A 20,613-nucleotide genomic window follows, 5' to 3' on the forward strand; every position below is an offset into this window, starting at 1 on the left:
GCTGTGAATTTGATACCGTTGTTTAGGGTCGTTTCGTCGGCAAAGACTGTTTGCGTGGTTTGTGTACCTCCAGTCAGTTCAATAGTTTTTAAAGATTCGTCGTCTCCATCACCGCAACTTGCCATTGCTACAACAGTAAGGAGCGTAAAAAATAATTTCTTCATAATATTCCCGGTTTATTTATTGTATGTGATTCTATATATATTGTCTTTTACCCAATCAGTTTGTTCATTTGGCATAGCCACATTATAATACTCTGTAATAGAAACGGGGAAAGCATCATTACTCGTGGTATATTCATACTTATAATCTTCTTTCGTCTTACCATTACCAGTCCATGCAATAATCTTTTCCACCATATTCGTAGAACGTTTCCCAGTATATCCCAGCATCGGGAACATGCTATTCGTATCGCCTGTTGCAAAATCAAATCCTTCTGAGTTCAACGCAATTATCCAGTTCAAATCCAGATTGGTTTTATTCAATACACTTCCATATTGTGCTCTGTCAATCGCATCAGGATTAGAAGTACCATATCCATCTCCCCACCAAACCGATACAAGATTACCATTCGACCATGTCAAGCGTTCTTCTTCAGAGTCAGAATCTTCCACACGAACGGAACGTTCAAGATAACCATCGGCATTATACTCTAAAGAATAAGTGAAAGTATATTCTTCCACTTTATCTTTGTACTCATAATCTCTGCCCGTACCTGAAACAGCACGACCGTTTTCATCGAGCGTAATAGAACCGGTAGGTTTGTAAGGAGATGTAACGCCATCCTCTACATCCGTCTGCTCATAAGAGACCTTATCATTGTCATAAGTGAAGACTATTGTCGAAACAGTTGTTATTGTTTCTCCTTCAGAGGTTTCATCTTCTTTTGTAATTACCATTTTCGTAAGCCGCTTCTGATCGTCGTAAGTAAAATCAACGATATCAGTACCATCAAACTCACCTATATGGGTATAATTATCAACGTCAATTTTCGTAATGAGTTTATCCGTTGAGACATCCGGACCATCTGGAGATTCTGGCGTCGTCCCGTCTTCTTTGGTTCCTTTCTGTTCTATAACAATCACAATCGTGGTATCTCCGCAAACAATATGGATTTCAGCCTTGCGGCTCTGTCCCGTCAAGTTCGGTTGCAACGTCATGGTCAATGTAAATTCACCCGCACCTCCCGAATAAGCACTCAATTCCACCCAATCCACACGCCCGGCAGCCGCTTTGGTGGTTGCCACTTCAGTAATAGTAGCCGTCCATGCTTCGGTAGCTGTGAATTTGATACCGTTGTTTAGGGTCGTTTCGTCGGCAAAGACTGTTTGTGTGGTTTGTGTACCTCCAGTCAGTTCAATTGTTTTTGAAGATTCATCGTCTCCATCACTGCAACTTGCCATTGCTACGCCAATGGTCAATAAAGCTAAAAATAAGCTTTTCTTTAGTTTCGTCATTTCAAAAAAATTTGTATTCCGCGTTCCCCCGGAATATTACAAAAAACAGAAAGCGTGGAACTGCGTGCTCTCACTTGTTTCTGAAGGTCCTAGGAAAACCCAAACGTACAAATGAATAGACAGCAGACCCACGCCTATACGACGTGAGAACCGACTATGCCATTCTTGTACGTTTTGAAAATTTCCTAGGTTTTCAGAAACAAGAATGAAGCACAACGCTTCTTACAATTTCTTCTTTAAATAAATATATAAAAGTCCATCACTACAGACTTTGTTCACAAATGTATGATTTTTTATTATAAACACAAAGATATGCAAAGGAATCTTTCATCCAAATACAGAAAAAGAGATAAGCCAAACACACTCTCAACCTGACTAAATCAATCAACTTCCTTTCAGAATCAGTACATCATTGCTCTTTATCTCATTCATTATTACTCCTCTCCCAGTCTATTAACAAATAAATTATTCTTTATTACTGATAAACTTGCTTTTGACGAACAGATAACTTACCTTTGTGTAATAGCAAACTATAAATGAAAGTTTTGATTATAAAAACAGAACTTTCATTTTTATAAACGCAAGTTGCATTTATAAAAACAAAACTTCCGTTTACAGTTTACGTTTAACCCAAAGGAACTTTTCTATTAGAGGAAAGGAAGTTTACTTCCAATAGAAAAGAACTTATCTATTAATACTTTAAACGACAGATAGTATGGCACGATACATTATGGAGGAGATGCCCGACATACAAAAGACGGGCAAAAGAATTACATATCCGAAGTTTGCACGGATAGACAATGCAAGCATAAAAGAGTTGGCGCGACGGGTGGGCGATGTCAGCGGCTTCAGTGCCGGAGACATAGAAGGCGTACTGCTTCAAACGGCTATTGAAATGGCACACCTGATGGCAGAGGGACGTTCGGTAAAGATAGACGGGATAGGCACATTCACTCCGTCGCTCACCTTAGGCAGAGACAAGGAACGGGAAGATGCGGAAGAAGGTGGAAAACACCGCAATGCACAAAGTATTTTTATAGGAGGCGTTAATTTCCGGGTAGACAGGGAAATGGTAAGAAATATCAGCGATAGATGCCGGTTGGAAAGAGCTCCTTGGAAAAAGCAAAAATCCTCGAATAAATTCACACCGGAACAACGACTGGCATTAGCCCTAAAGTATCTGGACGAACATCCTTTCCTGACCGTTTGGGAATATCGGAAACTAACCGGATTGCTACAAACAGCAGCAACCACTGAACTGCGACAATGGGGACATCAACCCGATTCGGGAATCGAAATCACCGGAAGAGGAACACATAGGGTATATACAAAGAAGAAAATAGTCGAAGAAGGGCAATAATAGTATGAGAAATGACTTAAAAAAGTATGAGAAATAACTGTTTTTAAGGCTTATTTCACCCGGAAATGATGAGAAATGCGATTTATTAAAAACATTTCTCATACTATAATTCACTGATTATATGCTGATTAATGCGAAATCATGAGAATATGAGAAATAAAAAACGTTTTTTCTTTTCTAGTAGAAGATAATCAATGACGTTAAAAACTGCGTTTATAATTAGATAAAAAATAAGCGCAAAAGAATGGAATATCCATTTCAAAAAAACTATCTTTGGTAATTAATTGTTTGGAAAACAAGAAGAAACAATCTGAAAAAGTTATGGGAACAATAAAAGGAATTCCTTATGGTATGTCCAATTTTGAGGATGTAATCACGCAAAACCGCTATTATGTGGATAAAACAATGTATATCCCCATGTTGGAAGATCAAGCCAACTATCTGATATTCATCCGTCCGAGACGCTTTGGCAAGAGCCTGCTACTAAGCATGCTTCGTTCATATTATGACCTTTCACAGAAAGATAAATTCCAGCAACTTTTCGGGAATCTCTGGATCGGGCAGAATACAACTCCGCTTCAAGGCAAATATCAAATGCTTTATCTTGACTTTTCCAAGATTGGCGGCAACATTGATGAACTGCCGCAAAGATTTGATTCGTATAGCGCAGTGCAACTGGATGGCTTTCTGAACCGTTATCGTGAATACTACACGGATGAGTTTATTGAACGCTTCAGCACAGCGGAAAAAGGGATTGATAAACTGCATATACTAGACGATGAAGCACGCCGTCAAGGGTATCCCCTATACCTTATTATAGATGAGTATGACAATTTCACAAATGTCGTACTCAACGAGAAAGGAAATGAGATATACCACGCCATCACCCATGCCAGCGGATTCTACAGAGATGCCTTCAAGAATTATAAAGGAATGTTCGACCGTATATTCATGATTGGAGTCAGCCCCGTAACTTTGGACGACTTGTCAAGCGGATATAACATAGGTTGGAACATCAGCACTAATCCACTGTTTAATCAAATGCTGGGATTTTCTGAAGAAGACGTACGTACTATGCTCCGATATTATCAGGAAGCAGGGCAGTTACAAGGAGACATTGAAGAAATGATTCAAGAGATGAAGCCATGGTATGATAATTATTGTTTTGCTCGCCAAAGTCTAAAGTCAGATCCTAAAATGTTTAATTGCGACATGGTACTCTATTATCTACGTAATCGAATTCAGTTAGGAGAATCTCCTGAACAGATGATTGATCCTAATACCCGTACGGACTACAATAAGATGAAAAAACTGATTCAACTTGACCGTCTTGACGGTAACCGCAAAGGTGTTATCAAACGAATTGCCGAAGAAGGGAAAATCATGACTAACCTATACCAGTCTTTTTCTGCCGATCAAATTACGAATCCGGAAATATTCCCCAGCCTATTATTTTATTATGGTATGCTAACTATCATCGGAACACGTGGAAATCTGACTATCCTGGGAATTCCCAACACGAATGTCCGTAAACAATATTATGAATATATCCTGGAAGAATATCAGAATCACCATTATATCAACCTGATAGATATAGAGATTCTATTCAATGATATGGCTTTTGACGGACAATGGCGACCGGCATTGGAATTCATAGCCAAAGCTTATAAGGAGAATACTTCCGTACGCAGCAGCATTGAGGGCGAACGTAACATTCAGGGATTCTTCACCGCTTACCTTAGCGTGAACGCCTACTACCTCACAATGCCTGAAGTAGAACTGAATCACGGCTTTTGCGATATGTTTCTAATGCCCGATCTGCAACGTTACGCAGAAGTAGCGCATAGCTATATCTTGGAATTAAAATATCTGCCGAAAGAAAAATACGACACCCAAGGCACCGCACAATGGCAGGAAGCCGTAGAACAAATTCATGGTTATGCTGCCGGTCCGAAAGTTCGCCAACTATGTCAGGGAACTCAACTTCATTGCATTGTTATGCAATTCTGTGGCTGGGAATTAGTCCGTATGGAAGAGGTTTAATTACAAACTCTTACTGTGATGCCCGGCAAATCGCATGAAAGCTTGAGATAAACCTCCCTCCTGCCCTTGCAGTTGCACAAAATTAAACTCGCGCTGCATGGGCATTCCTTTTATCTCAACCACACGAAAATTACCGGCAACCAGTTCCTTATAAACAGAACGGATAGAAACAATTCCCATACAATCTGTATGTTCCAAAAAAAGCTTGATGCTCTCCGTACTACCGAGATACATCAATACATTCAAAGAAGAAAGTTTCAAATTATGGCGTAACAGGGAACGTTCAAACACATCCAACGTTCCTGAACCTCTCTCCCGCAAAACTAAGGGGATATTTGGCAAATCTTCCGGAGTGATCTCATCCGAAACAGCCAATTTACTATGGGTATGAACCACAGCAACCAGTTCGTCTTGCAAAAATGGAGTATACTTCAGATTAGGCAAACGGAAGATTCCTTCAACCAATCCCAAATCAATCCGATGTTCTTGTAAAGCAGCTTCCACTCCCCGGGAATTTCCATTAATCAAAGAAAGATTGATTTGTGGAAACTTGGCTATAAAATCCGCCAACAAAGGAGGAAGTACATATTGCGCAATCGTAGTACTGGCACCCAGTTTCAGTTCGCCGATATATTCATTATGCAACAAATGCATCTCATATTCCAACTGTTTATAATCGTCCAAAATCTTTTCGCTATGTTTCAATAATAGTTCTCCGGACTTAGTCAACGAGATCTTACTGCCCTGACGATCGAACAAACGAGTCTGATAATAAGCTTCCAGTTCCTGAATGTGCTTAGTGATAGCAGGCTGACTGACAAACAGCTCTTGCGAAGCCTTCGTGAAACTTAAATTCTTCGCCACGCTCTGAAATACTTTTAAACGAAAATCGGACATGGAAAATAGTGATTAACTTATTAGTGATTAGCAATTAATGACTGAAATGGGTAGCTATGGCTATAATTCATCGGCTCTGATTCCCAATGACTGCATGACAGGAAAAGCCAACATATCCCATTTATAAGCTACCGGAGTATCCGGTTCGTTCATTCGGAATTGGACAATCTCCTTGCCCTGTACTTCATTCAAAGCATCAGTCACTTTCTTTCCATATTCTTCATTGAAAGATACCAGAATCATTTTTTTCACATCGGCCGAATCGGCTACAATGGATAATAAGTCTAAAAACAAGTCCTCTCTCGACACCATCCCTTCCGACGGAACACTGGCAAACGAATATTCTCCATAAGGGCTTTGAAAAGCAACTCCATTCAACTCTTTCTCCAAGTCAGAAGGCCGGCAATGCGCAAGATTACCCGACTCTTTATCATAAACAAAAAGAAACTGCACTTCATTTTTTCCTTCCGCAATCCCTGCATCCAAAGTCAGATAGGTAGTCAACATCGAAAGATCGATCTCTTGTAAAGAACGTTGCAAAGTCTCTTCGAAGTATCTCTTCATATCCGTAATTACAAAATTCAGGAAAGCGGCATCAATCAGCACCACTGTCTCTGATAATTTTATTTGTGGTTTATCATTCATATCATTAGTCATCAATTAGAAAACAGATTTACTCTCTACTATAGGGCAAAGATAAACTTTCTTATCTTCTCCGGAAAGAATATTTAAAAAAAAGAGAAATTATCAGGCTATTACTCAACAAAGAGGTGTACCTTTGGAGAAAATTGACAAATTTATTAAATGACACGATAATGAATAAGAAAAAGAACCAAACTTCGATTGATCTCGATGCGATTATGACCGAAGTATTAAACTTGTTTACACCCGAAGAACAACAAGAAGTGATAGATATATTAAGCAATAACGGATTAGAAAAAATCTACCAACAAATGGAAGAAGCTTTCTATCACTATCAGCATCCGGACTATAGCTCGGAAGCAACCCCCATTGCAGCTTACCTGCAAAGGCTTTGGGATATGCAGACATGCAAAGACTACCCATTTGACGAGTTTAAAAAAGATTGCACGACAGTACCCGCTGCCGAATTAGAAAAAGATTTGCGCAACTTTATCCTGCATCTATTTATCCATTATCAAGGACCTCTCGAAAACGCAAAAGAAGAAGACAGACCTTTTAAGTTATGGTATATCTACTGGGCAATGGAACATTACCGAATGGAATCTTCTTTAAATATCATCTTGGAAATAATGCGGCAAAGTCCGACTTTCCTCGCTTCCTACTGCCACCTCGTACAGGATGAAGCCACCATTGCCATCATTTACCAACTCGGGCAGAACCAATTGCCTTTGCTACTTAGTTTCATGAATGAAGACGGAATCGCTCCTTTCGGAAAAGAAGATATTTGTAGTGCTGTCGCACAAATTGCCATAACCAACCCTGAACGAAGATTGGAAATTATTAACTGGTTCTGCCAATTATTGAATTCTTATTACGATCAGTTTGAGCGTGGGGAAGATAATAATATCGCGATAATTGACTATATCACAAATACGTTGATGAATATCCGTGCCATAGAAACGTTGCCTATATTGGAAAAAATCTATAAACGATTCAAAATACCCAATACATTAACGAGAAAAGGAATCAAAGAGATAAAAAAAGAAATGCCACACGCAGAACTGAAGGGATTGGAAGTGGACAGTATGGAAGAACTAATGAACTTATTGAATGAGTTCTTTGCCTTCAATGAGAATAATGAATTTGATGCTAACGAATTTGATGAAGAATACGATGACGAGTTTGACGATGACGAATACGACAACTCTTTCTACATTGGAGAACAAACCCCTAAAAAACTCAATATAAAAATTTCTTTGATTGATTCCGACCCGGAAATATATCGTATAGTGGAAGTCCCTTCCGACATCCGTCTGGAAAGTTTTGCGGATGTCATAAATACCGCAATGGGTTGGGAAGGCTATCACATGCATCTGTTTCAAAAAGGGAAAACAGTATATACAACCGAAGAATCCGATGACGATTTTTTGTTTGATCCCGTTAAAACAGTCAACTCCTACTCTCTCTCTTTAGGAGAGATCCTTACCCGAAAAGGCTCACATATTAAATATGAATATGATTTCGGAGATAGCTGGATGCATCGGATTACCCTGGAATCACAACAAGCATATAAAAAGGACGAAACACAAGGCGTCTTTCTCATAGACGGAGCAAATGCATGTCCGCCCGAAGATTGCGGAGGAATATATGGTTACCAAGAGATGTTGGAGGCATTAAAACAACCACACTCAAAAGCCGCAAAAGAATATCGGGAATGGCTGGGAAAGAATTTCAACGCACACAAATTTAATGCAAAAAAAGTAGAAAGAGAGCTTAGAGACTTCCCGATAAGAATCTTCTAACAATTGTTTCTCCACAGAATAGTAAACTTCATTGAAAACCCATCTTATTTTGAAGCCTATCCTATTCTGTGGAGTATATGGTAAATTCGTCAGTCATATCTAGATAAAAAAGGTCATTTTGTCCTTTAACTCCTTAATACTCATGCTATTTTGTCATATTTTTATACTTGGCAAATCTTTTGAGCCCCTTTAGGTGTTATTAAAAACGTGAAATAAGAAAGGAGAACAAAGATATGAACTTTAACAATTTTACCATTAAATCTCAAGAAGCGGTACAGGAGGCCGTAAACCTGGTACAAAGCCGGGGACAACAAGCCATTGAACCTGTCCACATCATGCAGGGAGTAATGAAAGTAGGCGAAAACGTCACTAATTTCATCTTCCAAAAACTTGGTATGAATGGACAGCAAGTAGCTCTCGTGGTCGACAAGCAAATCGACTCCCTGCCGAAAGTATCCGGCGGAGAACCGTATCTAAGTCGTGAATCCAACGAAGTATTGCAGAAAGCAACACAGTATTCTAAAGAAATGGGCGACGAGTTTGTTTCATTGGAGCCTATCATACTGGCATTGCTGACTGTTAAGAGTACCGTCTCCACGATCTTGAAAGATGCTGGTATGACGGAAAAAGAATTGCGCAACGCTATCAGCGAATTGAGAAAAGGAGAAAAGGTTACATCACAATCCAGTGAAGATACTTATCAATCATTGGAAAAGTATGCTATCAACCTGAACGAAGCTGCCCGTAGCGGAAAACTGGATCCCGTAATCGGACGTGATGAAGAAATCCGCCGGGTATTACAGATATTGAGCCGCCGTACAAAAAACAACCCGATTCTGATTGGTGAACCGGGTACCGGTAAAACGGCTATTGTAGAAGGTTTGGCACATCGTATTCTTCGCGGAGACGTGCCCGAAAACCTGAAGAACAAACAAGTTTATTCACTGGATATGGGAGCACTGGTTGCCGGCGCAAAGTACAAAGGTGAATTTGAAGAACGATTGAAATCAGTTGTCAATGAGGTGAAGAAATCAGAAGGTGATATTATTCTGTTCATTGATGAGATTCACACGCTGGTAGGTGCCGGAAAAGGTGAAGGTGCCATGGATGCCGCCAACATTCTAAAGCCCGCCTTAGCTCGTGGAGAGCTACGTTCCATTGGAGCAACAACCCTCGACGAGTATCAAAAATACTTCGAAAAGGATAAAGCATTGGAGCGTCGTTTCCAAATCGTGCAAGTGGACGAACCGGATAACTTGAGTACCATTTCCATCCTTCGCGGATTGAAAGAACGTTACGAGAACCATCATCACGTACGTATCAAAGACGACGCAATCATTGCAGCCGTCGAATTGAGTAGCCGTTACATCACCGACCGTTTCCTGCCGGATAAAGCCATTGACCTGATGGACGAAGCCGCAGCCAAACTGCGTATGGAAGTAGATTCCGTTCCTGAAGAACTGGATGAGATTTCCCGTAAAATCAAGCAGCTGGAAATTGAGCGTGAAGCTATCAAACGTGAAAACGATAAACCGAAACTGGAAATTATCGGTAAGGAACTTGCCGAGCTCAAAGAACAGGAAAAGTCCTTTAAAGCTAAATGGCAAAGTGAGAAAACGCTGATGGATAAAATCCAGCAGAACAAGGTTGAGATAGAGAATCTTAAATTTGAAGCAGAAAAAGCCGAACGTGAAGGCGATTATGGTAAAGTAGCCGAAATCCGTTATGGTAAACTTCAGGCTTTGGATAAAGAAATAGAAGATACTCAAAAGCAACTGCGTGATATGCAAGGCGATAAAGCCATGATTAAAGAGGAGGTAGACGCTGAAGATATTGCTGATGTTGTTTCCCGCTGGACTGGTATTCCTGTCAGCAAGATGCTGCAAAGTGAAAAAGATAAACTGTTGCACTTGGAAGAAGAACTTCATCAACGTGTAATTGGTCAGGACGAAGCGATTGAAGCGGTGGCAGATGCTGTGCGCCGTAGCCGTGCCGGATTACAAGATCCGAAACGTCCGATCGGGTCATTTATCTTCCTGGGAACCACCGGCGTAGGTAAGACCGAATTAGCAAAGGCATTGGCAGAGTTCCTGTTTGATGACGAAACGATGATGACTCGTATCGATATGAGTGAGTATCAGGAAAAACATAGTGTCTCCCGTCTGGTCGGAGCGCCTCCGGGATATGTTGGATACGATGAGGGCGGTCAGTTGACAGAAGCTATACGACGGAAACCTTACTCTGTTGTTTTGTTTGACGAAATAGAAAAAGCTCATCCGGATGTCTTCAATATTCTGTTACAGGTATTGGATGACGGACGACTGACTGACAATAAAGGAAGGGTGGTCAACTTCAAAAATACCATTATCATCATGACTTCAAATATGGGCAGTTCTTATATACAAAGTCAGATGGAGAAGTTGCATGGTTCCAATAAGGAAGAAGTAATCGAAGAAACGAAGAAGGAAGTGATGAATATGTTGAAAAAGACAATTCGTCCGGAATTCCTGAACCGTATTGATGAAACGATTATGTTCTTACCATTGAACGAAAAAGAAATCAAGCAAATCGTACTTTTACAAATTAAGGGAGTACAGAAAATGCTTGCCGAAAACGGAGTGGAACTGCAATTGACAGAAGGAGCATTGAACTTCTTATCGCAAGTGGGTTATGATCCTGAATTTGGAGCTCGTCCGGTGAAGAGGGCTATTCAACGCTATCTGCTGAATGATCTATCCAAGAAGTTACTATCACAGGAAGTCGACCGAAGCAAAGCAATTATCGTTGATGCTGACGGAGACGGATTGGTATTCAGAAATTAAAAGTCATCATTCAAATAGAATGGGCTGTCTAACAAGTCCCTAAAATTGAAAATCACTCCTATCAGAGTTTGTTTGAACTCTGATAGGGGTGAAATCGTTAAAAAGAAACTTGTTAGGCAGCACCTTTTTTATATTCCTAAATATGTAATTCGCCGAACTTCCGGTTGGCAGTTCGGATGACTCATCACCAAAACATAAGTGCCCGGTTGGGGTATTTCCATAGTCAATGAAGGCAAAGCAAATTTATGTTTACCTCTTAGTTCTCCCTGTGAATCGTAAAGGAATACCATTGTACCTGCCAACAAACCTGTCAGGCATAATGTCCCTTTTTCATTGTCCAAACGGACGTTTACTTCTTTATTTGTTATTGTCTCCATACCCAACATTAAAAAACGTTATTCAGCATCCACGAGCTATATTCCCAAGAATGGTGAACAGCGACAAAGATACATAAAAAGCACCATTATTTACAATATAAGTAGAGGATATTTATTATTGCAAAAGATTACCCAAATAATACTAATTTTTTCCTAAACCTACAAGTGTTTATATAAAAAAAACATGATAACCACCTTAAATGATTATCATGTTCTTTATTCCTATTAAATAAACTATACAGATTACTCTGCAACTTCTTCTTCCTTAATCTCTCCTTCCGGTTTGAATTCTGTAATTCCATTAGAAATTAAGATGTTATACCAAGCAACCAATTTCTTAATATCGGCTACATATACACGTTCACGATCAAAATTAGGTAATACTTCAGCCAAGTATTCACGCAATTGTTCGGGAGTCGTTTTTTTCGGATCGATAGAAGCCTGCGCTGATTTTTCTTTCTCTTTTATTGACTCCAACACATCATACAAAGGAACTTCTGCATCGTCCGTGTACATTGCTATATCTGCCAAAGAGATAATTTTTTCATTACCATAAGCAGGGAAACGTTTCTTTTCAGCATTGACTGATTCAACAATCAACATATTTTTTCCTTGCGAAATAAGTTTGTATAATCCCGGTTTACCTGAGATAGACAAGATAGTCTTCAACATAGTATATATCCTTTTATTTATTAATTATTTTTTTGCGGAGCAAAGGTAATGATTATTTTTAGATAGCAAAGAAATAAGCTCCAAAACCTGTGGAATTAACGGTGTTTCATCATCATTCACTATCACGAAATCGGCATAGCTTCTCTTTACTTCATCACTCATTTGAGCTTCGATACGCTTCATCACCAGTTCTCTTGACGAACAGTCCCGCTTTACAGCACGTTCCACTCTCACTTCCAGCGGTGCATATACCATAACCAGAAAATCAACTTCATCCTTAAAACCAGCCTCCACCAGTATTGCAGACTCCATACCCACCAGCAGTTCACTTTTCAATCGGGCAGCCCATTGTCGGAAATCTTCTTTCACTTGCGGATGAATAATCTCATTCACTTTCCGCACATGATCCTGATGACCGAACATATAAGAAGCCAACAAAGAACGATTCAATTCTCCACCCTGAAGAAACACATCCTGACCAACCAGATCACAAAGCCCCCGGCGAATCACCGGATCTGTCTGTGTGATTCGCTTTGCTTCTATATCTGATATATAGACAGGTATTCCCATTATTCCGAGTAGTCTGGAAACAACACTTTTTCCACTACCAATACCACCGGTTATGCCAATCTTAATCGCCATTAGAAGTAATTTGTTCTATCAGGAAGTCCACTTGCTCGGGAACAATACGTATTTGATTTATTCCACTTGGAAACGATTTCAATTTAACCGTATATTTATCAGAGCCAAGCTTCAGCAATTCTTCATAAGAGATATTGATGATAAAATCGCTTGCTTTTATACTGCGGAACCGTTTTAACCCCACTTGAAAAGTAATCTGAACTTTGGAAGGAAAAGTGCGCAACACCTTATCTGCCGGAAAATTAACTCCATGTAATGGCACTTCGACCGTTTTCTCCGTATAAATATCCACCGGAAAAGTCATTTCTACTGAAGCCGGAACAAACTTCACTCCTCTTTCAGAAGTCAGCGGAATTCGTCGCCGGGTTGTATCGGATATATTCTCCAAAGTTATATTTTGAGTATATGCAGTTGTTATAGTATCCAAAATTCCTTCCGGAGCATAAACCAATACAGAGTCCGGCTTACAAATGGTGTCAGATACATAATATTGAAGTCCGGCTGTCACTTTCCCCTGAAAACGAACAGGAACCAGCTTGGACTTTCCTTCGGAATAGATATATTCTAATGTATCCGGCTTGATCGATAGGATTTTGGAGGATACATTCAGTTGGCTTAATATTTTTTTCTCAAAGTCGGAAGCATAAATTTTCACATGATTATCTTTTCCTTTATAATCAAGAAAACCTAGATTGACCGGAAAGAAACTTTTCCCCAACATATAATTGAGAAGCACTGTTCCTTTATCTTTCACTCTGACACGAAGTTCGGAAGGAGGTTCCGAAGTCAACACTACATTGTTAGGAAGATCTTTCATTCGCACCGGGATAGAAAACTCCGCTTCATAATCATTATTGAGCGTCTGAAGCAACCAGAATCCACCGGCTATCAGGAAGAAAAATAAAAAAATTAAGAACTCTCTGCTCTTATCACTGAGCAGAAAATCCTTAATTTTCTTAGATAGTTTTAAATATGTATATTTTATATTCCTACGATCAAACATAGGCATTTATTTACCAACTATTTATTTAGACTGATTGCTAGCCGCTGAAGCATCAGCGAATATAGAATTCTTGTCTATTTTAATCTTTACATTAGAAGCAATCTCAAGTACTATATAGTCGTCAGTAATTTCCTTGATTGTTCCGTGGATACCACCTGCAGTAATCACATTCTGATTTACCTGAAGAGATTTACGGAAATTAGCTATTTCTTTCTGCTTCTTATTTTGAGGACGGATCATAAAGAAATACATGATAACAAACATAGCTATCAGCATGATCCACATCATACTTCCACCTCCGGCAGCACCGGCAGGAGCTTGCAATAATACAGTCAATACGTTCATAAATAATCTGTTTTAGTTTCTACTATATGGACAAAGGTATCAGTTTTTAGTCAACTTACCTTCTTTTTTTAATTGATTAACTATTCCATCCAGCGTACCGTTGATAAAGCTACCGCTTTTAGCTGTGCTATACAACTTCGCAATCTCTACATATTCATTTAACGAAACACTGACCGGAATGTTCGGGAAACTAAGAATTTCTGCTAATGCAGTCTGCATAATGATTACATCCATAAATGCGATGCGGTCCAAATCCCAGTTTTTTGTATTCTCACTCACCAAATGACGGTAATAGTCAGAATTCAAAATGGTGCGACGGAACAGACGACGTGCAAACTCCTGATCTTCGTCATCCTTAAATTCCGGAAGCAGTTCCTGGTTGGCACCCTTCTTTTCATCAAAGCGTTTGATTGTTTTCAAGACGAACGTGTCTACAATTTCTTTATCATCATTCCAGTACAGACTCTGGTCTTCCAATACCTGGTCAAGAGAATCATTATTGAAGATGTATGTCTTATAGATTTTTCTCCACAGTTCACGATCAGCTTCGTATGAATTGTCATCAGAAGCCATATAATCTTTATAGATATCGGTTTCTACAATTTTCTCATAAAGCTCTTTGATAAAGTCCTGGTCGTTTGTCCAGGTTCTTTTCTGATTGGCTATAAACTCCGTCAATTGTTTATTGACTTCCAATTGAGCAATAAACTTGTTATCTACGAACTTCCTGTTGGGATACAACTCCTCTTTCGTAGGTGCCAATTTAGCTTTTGCCGCATCAATACGTTTTTGTGCATACTCTGTCAATGCTATCATCAGCATTAGCAAATAGTTGTAAAGGTCATACGCCTTTGAAAGACTAAAGAATAACTCTTTCTCCGCTGAGTCTAGATTTTTGCTGCCATTCTGATAATAGGCATATACTATCTGTATAATCTTAAGACGAATAAGAACTCTGTTGATCATAATTCAAATTAATACTGTTGTTATCGAACTGCAAAAGTAGATATTTTTAATGAGTTTCCACTAATAAATCACATTTTTTAATGCAGTATTTGATTCTCTGCGCTTTTTCTTTTGACAGTTTAAAAAAAATATCCAATTTTGAAGCCGATTATAAACGGACCGAAAGATATGGAAGATTTAAAAAAGAAAATGAGCGCAGACATGAATGATAAGGAGATCGTATTCTCCAAGTCCATTAAGGCAGGTAAACGCATCTATTACCTCGACGTAAAAAAGAATCGTAAAGATGAAATGTTCCTGGCTATTACAGAGAGCAAAAAAGTGATAACGGGAGAAGGCGATGATTCTCAAGTTAGTTTCGAGAAACACAAAATCTTCCTATATAGGGAAGACTTTCAGAAGTTTATGGCAGGACTCGAAGAAGCAGTGAATTTCATTGAGTGCAGCGACGCAAACGAATATATCGCCCGCCTGAACATCGAAGCTGATGAAGAAAATGAACGGAAAGCAATCGAAGAAGCCCGGGAAAACAAATTGGAGAGCGAAATTAAGATTGATATTGACTTTTAAGAAAGTAACTCTTTGATATTTCAAAAAAAAGATGTACTTTTGCACCGCTTTTTTGCAACATCGTGTGATAATCCACATCGTGTGATGGTGAATTAAGCAAACTAACTTAATTTAGAGTAACACAATTTTTTAAAGAAATGAAATCAATTGAAGTAAAAGGAACTGCAAGAACAATTGCAGAACGCTCTTCAGAACAAGCAAGAGCTTTGAAAGAAATTCGTAAAAACGGTGGTGTACCTTGTGTACTTTACGGAGGTAATGAAGTAGTTCACTTCACAGTGACTAACGAAGGACTTCGTAACTTGGTTTATACTCCGCACATCTACGTTGTAGACCTGATTATCGATGGCAAAAAAGTAAACGCTATCCTGAAAGATATTCAGTTCCACCCGGTAAAAGATACTATCCTACACGTTGACTTCTATCAAATTGACGAAGCTAAACCTATCGTAATGGAAGTTCCTGTACAGTTGGAAGGTCTTGCAGAAGGTGTGAAAGCCGGTGGTAAACTTGCACTGCAGATGCGTAAGATCAAAGTGAAAGCTTTGTACAATGTAATTCCTGAAAAGTTGACCGTTAACGTTTCTCACCTGGGATTGGGTAAGACTGTTAAAGTTGGCGAATTGAGCTTCGAAGGTCTTGAACTGATTAGTGCAAAAGAAGCCGTTGTATGTGCTGTTAAGTTGACTCGTGCAGCAAGAGGTGCAGCAGCAGCCGCTGGTAAGTAATTGAGATTATCCCTGTAAAGAGATATACTTCAAACGCAGATTAATGCAGATTAAAGCAGATGTTCAGTCTGCATTAATTTGTATTAATCTGCGTTTCTCTTTCTATATTAATGAACTGTTTTACGGAAATACGATGATAAAATACTTAGTTGTCGGACTGGGAAACATTGGTCCCGAATATCATGAGACCCGACATAATATCGGATTCATGACAGTAGAAGCATTGGCTAGAATCAATAACGCTCCCCCTTTCATGGATGGACGATATGGATTCACTACCAGCTTTTCTATCAAAGGACGCCAGTTGATTTTGCTTAAGCCATCGACTTTTATGAACCTAAGCGGACTGGCCGTTCGCTATTGGATGCAGAAAGAAAATATTCCATTGGAAAATGTACTGATCGTAGTAGATGATCTGGCTCTTCCCTTTGGAACTTTACGCCTGAAAGGAAAAGGGAGTGACGCAGGACATAATGGACTGAAGCATATCGCCGCTATTCTGGGCACTCAAAACTATGCCCGCCTGCGATTTGGTATCGGAAATGATTTTCCACGTGGCGGACAGGTTGATTATGTACTCGGACACTTCACTGACGAAGATTGGAAAACAATGGATGAAAGACTGGAGATGGCAGGGGAAATTATAAAAAGTTTCTGCCTCGCCGGTATTGACATCACAATGAACCAGTTCAATAAAAAATAATGGACTAGCTCCCCCCCCAAAAAAAAATAAAGATGACAATGAATGGTTAGCAATAAATGACAACGTCAACTAATACTAACCAAAGAATTATTTATCACTAAATAACTAACTAAAATGGCCGAAGCAAGAATAGATAAATGGATGTGGGCTGTCCGCATCTTCAAGACACGTACGATTGCAGCAGAAGCCTGCAAAAAAGGACGCATTACCATCAACGGTTCTCTAGCCAAAGCTGCCCGTATGATAAAACCGGGAGACGTTATTCAGGTGAAGAAACCGCCTATCACTTATTCATTCAAGGTATTACAAACTATTGAAAAACGTGTGGGAGCCAAACTTGTATCGGAAATGATGGAAAACGTAACTACTCCCGATCAATACGAACTGCTTGAAATGAGTAAAATCAGCGGATTCGTAGATCGTGCACGTGGAACCGGACGACCGACCAAGAAAGACCGCCGGGAACTGGATGAATTTACAACTCCGGAGTTCATGGATGATTTCGACTTTGATTTCGATTTTGACAGTGAAGAATAATAAATGGGAATTTAGCGGTTAGGCTGAAAGCCTTACAATTATATATTTATTGGGGTGTCCTGAAAGGGCTTAATTATATAGCGTAGGGCAACGCCCTACGAAAAAAACACACCGGCCACAAGCCCTGAAAGGGCGGAACTGTATACAATTATGCCCTTTCAGGGCACCCCGCAAAATTTACCGTTTATAGATTTGCTTTAACAGCATCAATCAATTCCTGATATTCTGCATCAGTCAGATAAACCTTTCCCGGGTTCATTTGGAATATACCTCCATAATCAGGGCCATCCACATACTTAGGAGCTAAATGAAAATGTAGATGAGACAATTTATCCGAGTAAGCACCATAATTAATCTTTTCCGGTTGGAAAGCTTTTTGCATGGCACGAGTGACACGCGCTACATCTGCCATAAAAGCATTACGGTCTTCATCACTCAATTCATTTAAATCGTTCACATGGTCTTTGTAAGCAACAAGACAACGTCCACGATAGGTTTGTTCTTTAAATAGAAACACACGTGACACACTCAATTGCGCTATCTCAATCATCAGATTATGCAGCGTTTCATTGTTCTGGCAATACAGACATTCTTTCGGATCACTCTTCATGATATTATTATTTTAAGTTTTTATCGTTGCAAAAATAAGTATTCCATTCTTATCCAGCTTGTACTTTTTCGTTTTTTTGATCGACTAATTGGTATACATCCTCTTTTTCACCTACCACCCAAACAACATCACCTTCTTCGAGCGGAGCATTTACATCGGGAACCATCAACGTACCGTCTTCACTCTCAACGCCCGCTATCATGCAATGATATTTGTCGCGAATACCCGATTCACGAATCGTTTTACCGAGAAAAACAGAATCACTGTCAATGATAAATTGCTTCAAAGCCATTTCACTCTTTTCATAGACCTCCCAGTCTATCTTCGCTCCATTTTGCATCGCTTCATTAAAGACGCTCAATTGTTCATCTGTTCCTATCACCTGTATCTTATCCATTGGAAACAACCGGACAGAACCGCCCGGAATATTAATACGCCTCTTTCCACGAAGGATAGAAGCCACATGAACTCCAAACTTCTTTCCCAGATTCAGTTCCATCAATGTCTTTCCTGCCCAACAAGATTCACCCGGAATTTCCATATCAGCAAGATGTAAATCATGTGACAACAAACGCCCGGCATATTCCGGTTTTTTCTCTCCTAAATACTCTGCACGTACATCTCTGGAACGAAGATTCTGAAAAAAGCGACGTTCAATCAATATCGATTGCTTCTTCAGACGGCGAGACCATACCATCAGCAAAACGACAAGTACGGCCACACCAATAATCAAGCCGATAGACGCCTTAAATAATCCGGAAATAATAAAGATGACAAAAAGCACTGCTATCATAATGCGAATCACGATTGTTGATAACAATGGTGCACGATTAGCACGATTATCATGCCATAAAGTCATAAACTCGACCGAATGGTTCTTTTTCACCATGATGGCACGCAAGAAAGGGGCAATACATAGGATAATAAATGCGGCTCCTAATAACGACGCCCAGAAATGAGGCAGATTCTCTTTAAAGAATGGCACAACAAAACGAAAAGAGAGCGCAACAATCGATATGCTGACAATTGAATAAACAACTGTAATACGTACCATTGCCAAGATTAGCTTCTTCCACAAATTCTCATGATTGAGTGCTGTTTGCGAACCGGAGGAGTAACGCATCATCATTTTTTTCCATGATTCCGGAAGATGCGCATCTACAAAAGTGGAAGCCGGCTCGGCAAAACGAATCATGTAAGGAGTCAGGAAAGTAGTAATGACAGAGACTGCTACTACTATCGGATACAGAAAATCACTCGTTACATGCAAGGAGACTCCCAAAGAGGCAATAATAAATGCAAATTCACCAATCTGCGTTAAACTAAAGCCGCATTGCATAGCCGTCTTTAATGGTTTTCCGGAGAGTATGACACCGAAAGTACCAAAAACAGACTGCCCCAAAATAACAGCCAAAGTGATTACTATAATAGGAACAGCATATTCTACAATCATTGCCGGATCTACCATCATACCAACCGATACGAAAAAGATAGCTCCGAAAAGGTCCTTAACAGGCTTCACCAGCCGGTCTATGGATTCCGCTTCAATCGTTTCCGCCAAAATAGAGCCCATAATAAATGCACCAAATGCAGCAGAGAAACCTGTATGAGCTGCCATCACTACCATACCAAAGCAAAGCGCCAACGACACAATAAGCAAAGTCTCCTCTCCCATCAATTTCCGGCAGCGCTTTAAGAATTCAGGAATCAGATAAATGCCGACAACAAACCACAGGATAAGGAAAAACAATAATTTGCCGATACTTTCCAACATTTCGGTCCCTTCAAAATTATGGCTGACCGCCATCGTGGAAAGCATCACCATTAATACAATGGCTAAAATATCTTCCAAAATCAAGATGCTCAACACCAGTCCCGTAAACTGTTTCTTCCTTAATCCCAAATCGTCAAAAGCTTTATAAATAATAGTGGTAGACGACATTGCAATCATACCACCCAGAAACAAACTATCCATCCGGTGCCAGCCAAAGCCCATACCGACTCCTATACCTAACAAAATCATACAAAAGATGATGGTACAGGCAGCTATGATAGCAGAACCACCCACCTTGACAATCTTCTTAAAACTAAACTCCAAACCGAGAGCAAACAACAAGAAAATGACACCAATATCTGCCCATGTCTTAATATTGGCAGTATCCATCACTGAAGGAGTATACGGCATATGCGGACTTGCCAGGAATCCGGCAACTACATATCCCAAGACCAGAGGTTGCTTCAACTTCTTAAACAACAAAGTCATAACACCGGCACAGATCAATATCAGTGCGAGGTCAGCTATAAGAGTAGGTAATTGAGACATTATTTCATCGTATTTGATGACAAAATTATATTATTTCTATGGGATAAACAACATATCTACGGATATGTTTTGCAATAACGTCCTAAAATAAGTTAGCCCCGGATAGAGTCGATA

The 20,613-nt window shown here is 39.6% G+C and carries 19 protein-coding genes; 8 read left to right on the plus strand and 11 right to left on the minus strand.

Going from position 1 to position 20,613, the window contains the following annotated elements:
• Positions 1 to 176: 176 nt before the first annotated feature.
• The gene (locus DW173_RS07690; protein ID WP_120144210.1) at positions 177 to 1,457 is read right to left on the minus strand and encodes a DUF4595 domain-containing protein; all 1,281 of its coding nucleotides are present in this window, start codon (positions 1,455 to 1,457) and stop codon (positions 177 to 179) included.
• A gap of 715 nt (positions 1,458 to 2,172) precedes the next feature.
• On the opposite strand from DW173_RS07690, the gene DW173_RS07695 reads away from it, so the two are divergent.
• Positions 2,173 to 2,817 (plus strand): HU family DNA-binding protein, encoded by a 645-nt coding sequence (locus DW173_RS07695; RefSeq protein WP_049703183.1) that lies wholly within the window; start codon positions 2,173 to 2,175, stop codon positions 2,815 to 2,817.
• Between the two features lie 321 nt (positions 2,818 to 3,138).
• Positions 3,139 to 4,860, plus strand: a complete 1,722-nt coding sequence (locus DW173_RS07700) for an ATP-binding protein (protein ID WP_195651079.1) — start codon at positions 3,139 to 3,141, stop codon at positions 4,858 to 4,860.
• On the opposite strand, the gene DW173_RS07705 is transcribed toward DW173_RS07700, so the two are convergent.
• Positions 4,861 to 5,757: a LysR substrate-binding domain-containing protein gene (locus DW173_RS07705; protein WP_118194702.1), complete on the minus strand. Its 897-nt coding sequence runs from the start codon at positions 5,755 to 5,757 to the stop codon at positions 4,861 to 4,863. It lies immediately after the preceding gene.
• A 60-nt stretch (positions 5,758 to 5,817) separates the two neighbouring features.
• On the minus strand, positions 5,818 to 6,402 hold the full coding sequence (locus DW173_RS07710; protein WP_120144258.1) for a DUF6621 family protein: 585 nt from the start codon (positions 6,400 to 6,402) through the stop codon (positions 5,818 to 5,820).
• Between the two features lie 170 nt (positions 6,403 to 6,572).
• Here DW173_RS07710 and DW173_RS07715 point away from each other — a divergent pair, with 170 nt between their 5' ends.
• Positions 6,573 to 8,201 (plus strand): plasmid pRiA4b ORF-3 family protein, encoded by a 1,629-nt coding sequence (locus DW173_RS07715; protein ID WP_120144212.1) that lies wholly within the window; start codon positions 6,573 to 6,575, stop codon positions 8,199 to 8,201.
• Positions 8,202 to 8,434: 233 nt separating this feature from the next.
• Positions 8,435 to 11,023 (plus strand): ATP-dependent chaperone ClpB, encoded by a 2,589-nt coding sequence (gene clpB, locus DW173_RS07720; protein ID WP_004313964.1) that lies wholly within the window; start codon positions 8,435 to 8,437, stop codon positions 11,021 to 11,023.
• Between the two features lie 128 nt (positions 11,024 to 11,151).
• Here the strand turns inward: clpB and DW173_RS07725 are convergent, their stop codons facing one another.
• The 6 genes from DW173_RS07725 to nusB form a co-directional block, all read right to left on the minus strand.
• Positions 11,152 to 11,409, minus strand: coding sequence for a hypothetical protein (locus DW173_RS07725; protein WP_004313966.1), 258 nt, complete (start codon positions 11,407 to 11,409; stop codon positions 11,152 to 11,154).
• A gap of 234 nt (positions 11,410 to 11,643) precedes the next feature.
• Positions 11,644 to 12,072, minus strand: coding sequence for a DUF5606 domain-containing protein (locus tag DW173_RS07730; protein WP_120144214.1), 429 nt, complete (start codon positions 12,070 to 12,072; stop codon positions 11,644 to 11,646).
• Positions 12,073 to 12,096: 24 nt separating this feature from the next.
• Complete coding sequence (coaE, locus tag DW173_RS07735) at positions 12,097 to 12,714, minus strand: dephospho-CoA kinase (RefSeq protein WP_120144215.1); 618 nt, start codon at positions 12,712 to 12,714, stop codon at positions 12,097 to 12,099.
• Positions 12,704 to 13,717: a CdaR family protein gene (locus tag DW173_RS07740; protein ID WP_004313972.1), complete on the minus strand. Its 1,014-nt coding sequence runs from the start codon at positions 13,715 to 13,717 to the stop codon at positions 12,704 to 12,706. Before DW173_RS07740 ends, coaE begins: the two co-directional genes overlap by 11 nt.
• Positions 13,718 to 13,738: 21 nt before the next feature.
• Entirely contained in the window at positions 13,739 to 14,062 is a 324-nt protein-coding gene (gene yajC, locus DW173_RS07745) for a preprotein translocase subunit YajC (RefSeq protein ID WP_004302063.1), read from the minus strand.
• A 39-nt stretch (positions 14,063 to 14,101) separates the two neighbouring features.
• Positions 14,102 to 15,028 (minus strand): transcription antitermination factor NusB, encoded by a 927-nt coding sequence (gene nusB, locus DW173_RS07750; RefSeq protein WP_120144217.1) that lies wholly within the window; start codon positions 15,026 to 15,028, stop codon positions 14,102 to 14,104.
• Positions 15,029 to 15,196: 168 nt separating this feature from the next.
• Between nusB and DW173_RS07755 the strand changes: the two genes are divergently transcribed.
• From DW173_RS07755 to DW173_RS07770, 4 genes are all read left to right on the plus strand, one after another.
• Entirely contained in the window at positions 15,197 to 15,598 is a 402-nt protein-coding gene (locus DW173_RS07755) for a PUR family DNA/RNA-binding protein (RefSeq protein WP_004309787.1), read from the plus strand.
• 137 nt (positions 15,599 to 15,735) lie between these two features.
• Positions 15,736 to 16,326, plus strand: a complete 591-nt coding sequence (locus tag DW173_RS07760; RefSeq protein WP_004309786.1) for a 50S ribosomal protein L25/general stress protein Ctc — start codon at positions 15,736 to 15,738, stop codon at positions 16,324 to 16,326.
• 136 nt (positions 16,327 to 16,462) lie between these two features.
• A complete protein-coding gene (gene pth / locus DW173_RS07765) occupies positions 16,463 to 17,029 on the plus strand; it encodes an aminoacyl-tRNA hydrolase (protein ID WP_032811507.1) in 567 nt (188 codons plus the stop codon).
• 114 nt (positions 17,030 to 17,143) lie between these two features.
• Positions 17,144 to 17,566, plus strand: a complete 423-nt coding sequence (locus tag DW173_RS07770; RefSeq protein ID WP_120144218.1) for an RNA-binding S4 domain-containing protein — start codon at positions 17,144 to 17,146, stop codon at positions 17,564 to 17,566.
• 184 nt (positions 17,567 to 17,750) lie between these two features.
• On the opposite strand, the gene DW173_RS07775 is transcribed toward DW173_RS07770, so the two are convergent.
• Both DW173_RS07775 and DW173_RS07780 read right to left on the minus strand, forming a co-directional pair.
• Entirely contained in the window at positions 17,751 to 18,176 is a 426-nt protein-coding gene (locus tag DW173_RS07775) for an HIT family protein (protein ID WP_004309783.1), read from the minus strand.
• Positions 18,177 to 18,225: 49 nt separating this feature from the next.
• Positions 18,226 to 20,499, minus strand: coding sequence for a cation:proton antiporter (locus DW173_RS07780; protein ID WP_049703186.1), 2,274 nt, complete (start codon positions 20,497 to 20,499; stop codon positions 18,226 to 18,228).
• Positions 20,500 to 20,613: the final 114 nt, after the last annotated feature.

The organism is Bacteroides sp. AM16-13, from assembly GCF_003602705.1.
Classification (GTDB): Bacteria; Bacteroidota; Bacteroidia; order Bacteroidales; family Bacteroidaceae; genus Bacteroides; species Bacteroides xylanisolvens.

What these genes read in the sequence shown, in the direction of transcription:
- DW173_RS07760 (WP_004309786.1), top strand. Translation starts at nt 15,736, where the DNA reads ATGAAATCAATTGAAGTAAAAGGAACTGCAAGAACAATTGCAGAACGC.
- nusB (WP_120144217.1), bottom strand. Translation starts at nt 15,028, where the DNA reads ATGATCAACAGAGTTCTTATTCGTCTTAAGATTATACAGATAGTATAT.
- DW173_RS07730 (WP_120144214.1), bottom strand. Translation starts at nt 12,072, where the DNA reads ATGTTGAAGACTATCTTGTCTATCTCAGGTAAACCGGGATTATACAAA.
- DW173_RS07710 (WP_120144258.1), bottom strand. Translation starts at nt 6,402, where the DNA reads ATGAATGATAAACCACAAATAAAATTATCAGAGACAGTGGTGCTGATT.
- clpB (WP_004313964.1), top strand. Translation starts at nt 8,435, where the DNA reads ATGAACTTTAACAATTTTACCATTAAATCTCAAGAAGCGGTACAGGAG.
- yajC (WP_004302063.1), bottom strand. Translation starts at nt 14,062, where the DNA reads ATGAACGTATTGACTGTATTATTGCAAGCTCCTGCCGGTGCTGCCGGA.
- DW173_RS07690 (WP_120144210.1), bottom strand. Translation starts at nt 1,457, where the DNA reads ATGACGAAACTAAAGAAAAGCTTATTTTTAGCTTTATTGACCATTGGC.
- DW173_RS07705 (WP_118194702.1), bottom strand. Translation starts at nt 5,757, where the DNA reads ATGTCCGATTTTCGTTTAAAAGTATTTCAGAGCGTGGCGAAGAATTTA.
- DW173_RS07755 (WP_004309787.1), top strand. Translation starts at nt 15,197, where the DNA reads ATGGAAGATTTAAAAAAGAAAATGAGCGCAGACATGAATGATAAGGAG.
- DW173_RS07715 (WP_120144212.1), top strand. Translation starts at nt 6,573, where the DNA reads ATGAATAAGAAAAAGAACCAAACTTCGATTGATCTCGATGCGATTATG.
- DW173_RS07700 (WP_195651079.1), top strand. Translation starts at nt 3,139, where the DNA reads ATGGGAACAATAAAAGGAATTCCTTATGGTATGTCCAATTTTGAGGAT.
- DW173_RS07725 (WP_004313966.1), bottom strand. Translation starts at nt 11,409, where the DNA reads ATGTTGGGTATGGAGACAATAACAAATAAAGAAGTAAACGTCCGTTTG.
- DW173_RS07770 (WP_120144218.1), top strand. Translation starts at nt 17,144, where the DNA reads ATGGCCGAAGCAAGAATAGATAAATGGATGTGGGCTGTCCGCATCTTC.
- DW173_RS07780 (WP_049703186.1), bottom strand. Translation starts at nt 20,499, where the DNA reads ATGTCTCAATTACCTACTCTTATAGCTGACCTCGCACTGATATTGATC.
- DW173_RS07740 (WP_004313972.1), bottom strand. Translation starts at nt 13,717, where the DNA reads ATGTTTGATCGTAGGAATATAAAATATACATATTTAAAACTATCTAAG.
- coaE (WP_120144215.1), bottom strand. Translation starts at nt 12,714, where the DNA reads ATGGCGATTAAGATTGGCATAACCGGTGGTATTGGTAGTGGAAAAAGT.
- DW173_RS07695 (WP_049703183.1), top strand. Translation starts at nt 2,173, where the DNA reads ATGGCACGATACATTATGGAGGAGATGCCCGACATACAAAAGACGGGC.
- DW173_RS07775 (WP_004309783.1), bottom strand. Translation starts at nt 18,176, where the DNA reads ATGAAGAGTGATCCGAAAGAATGTCTGTATTGCCAGAACAATGAAACG.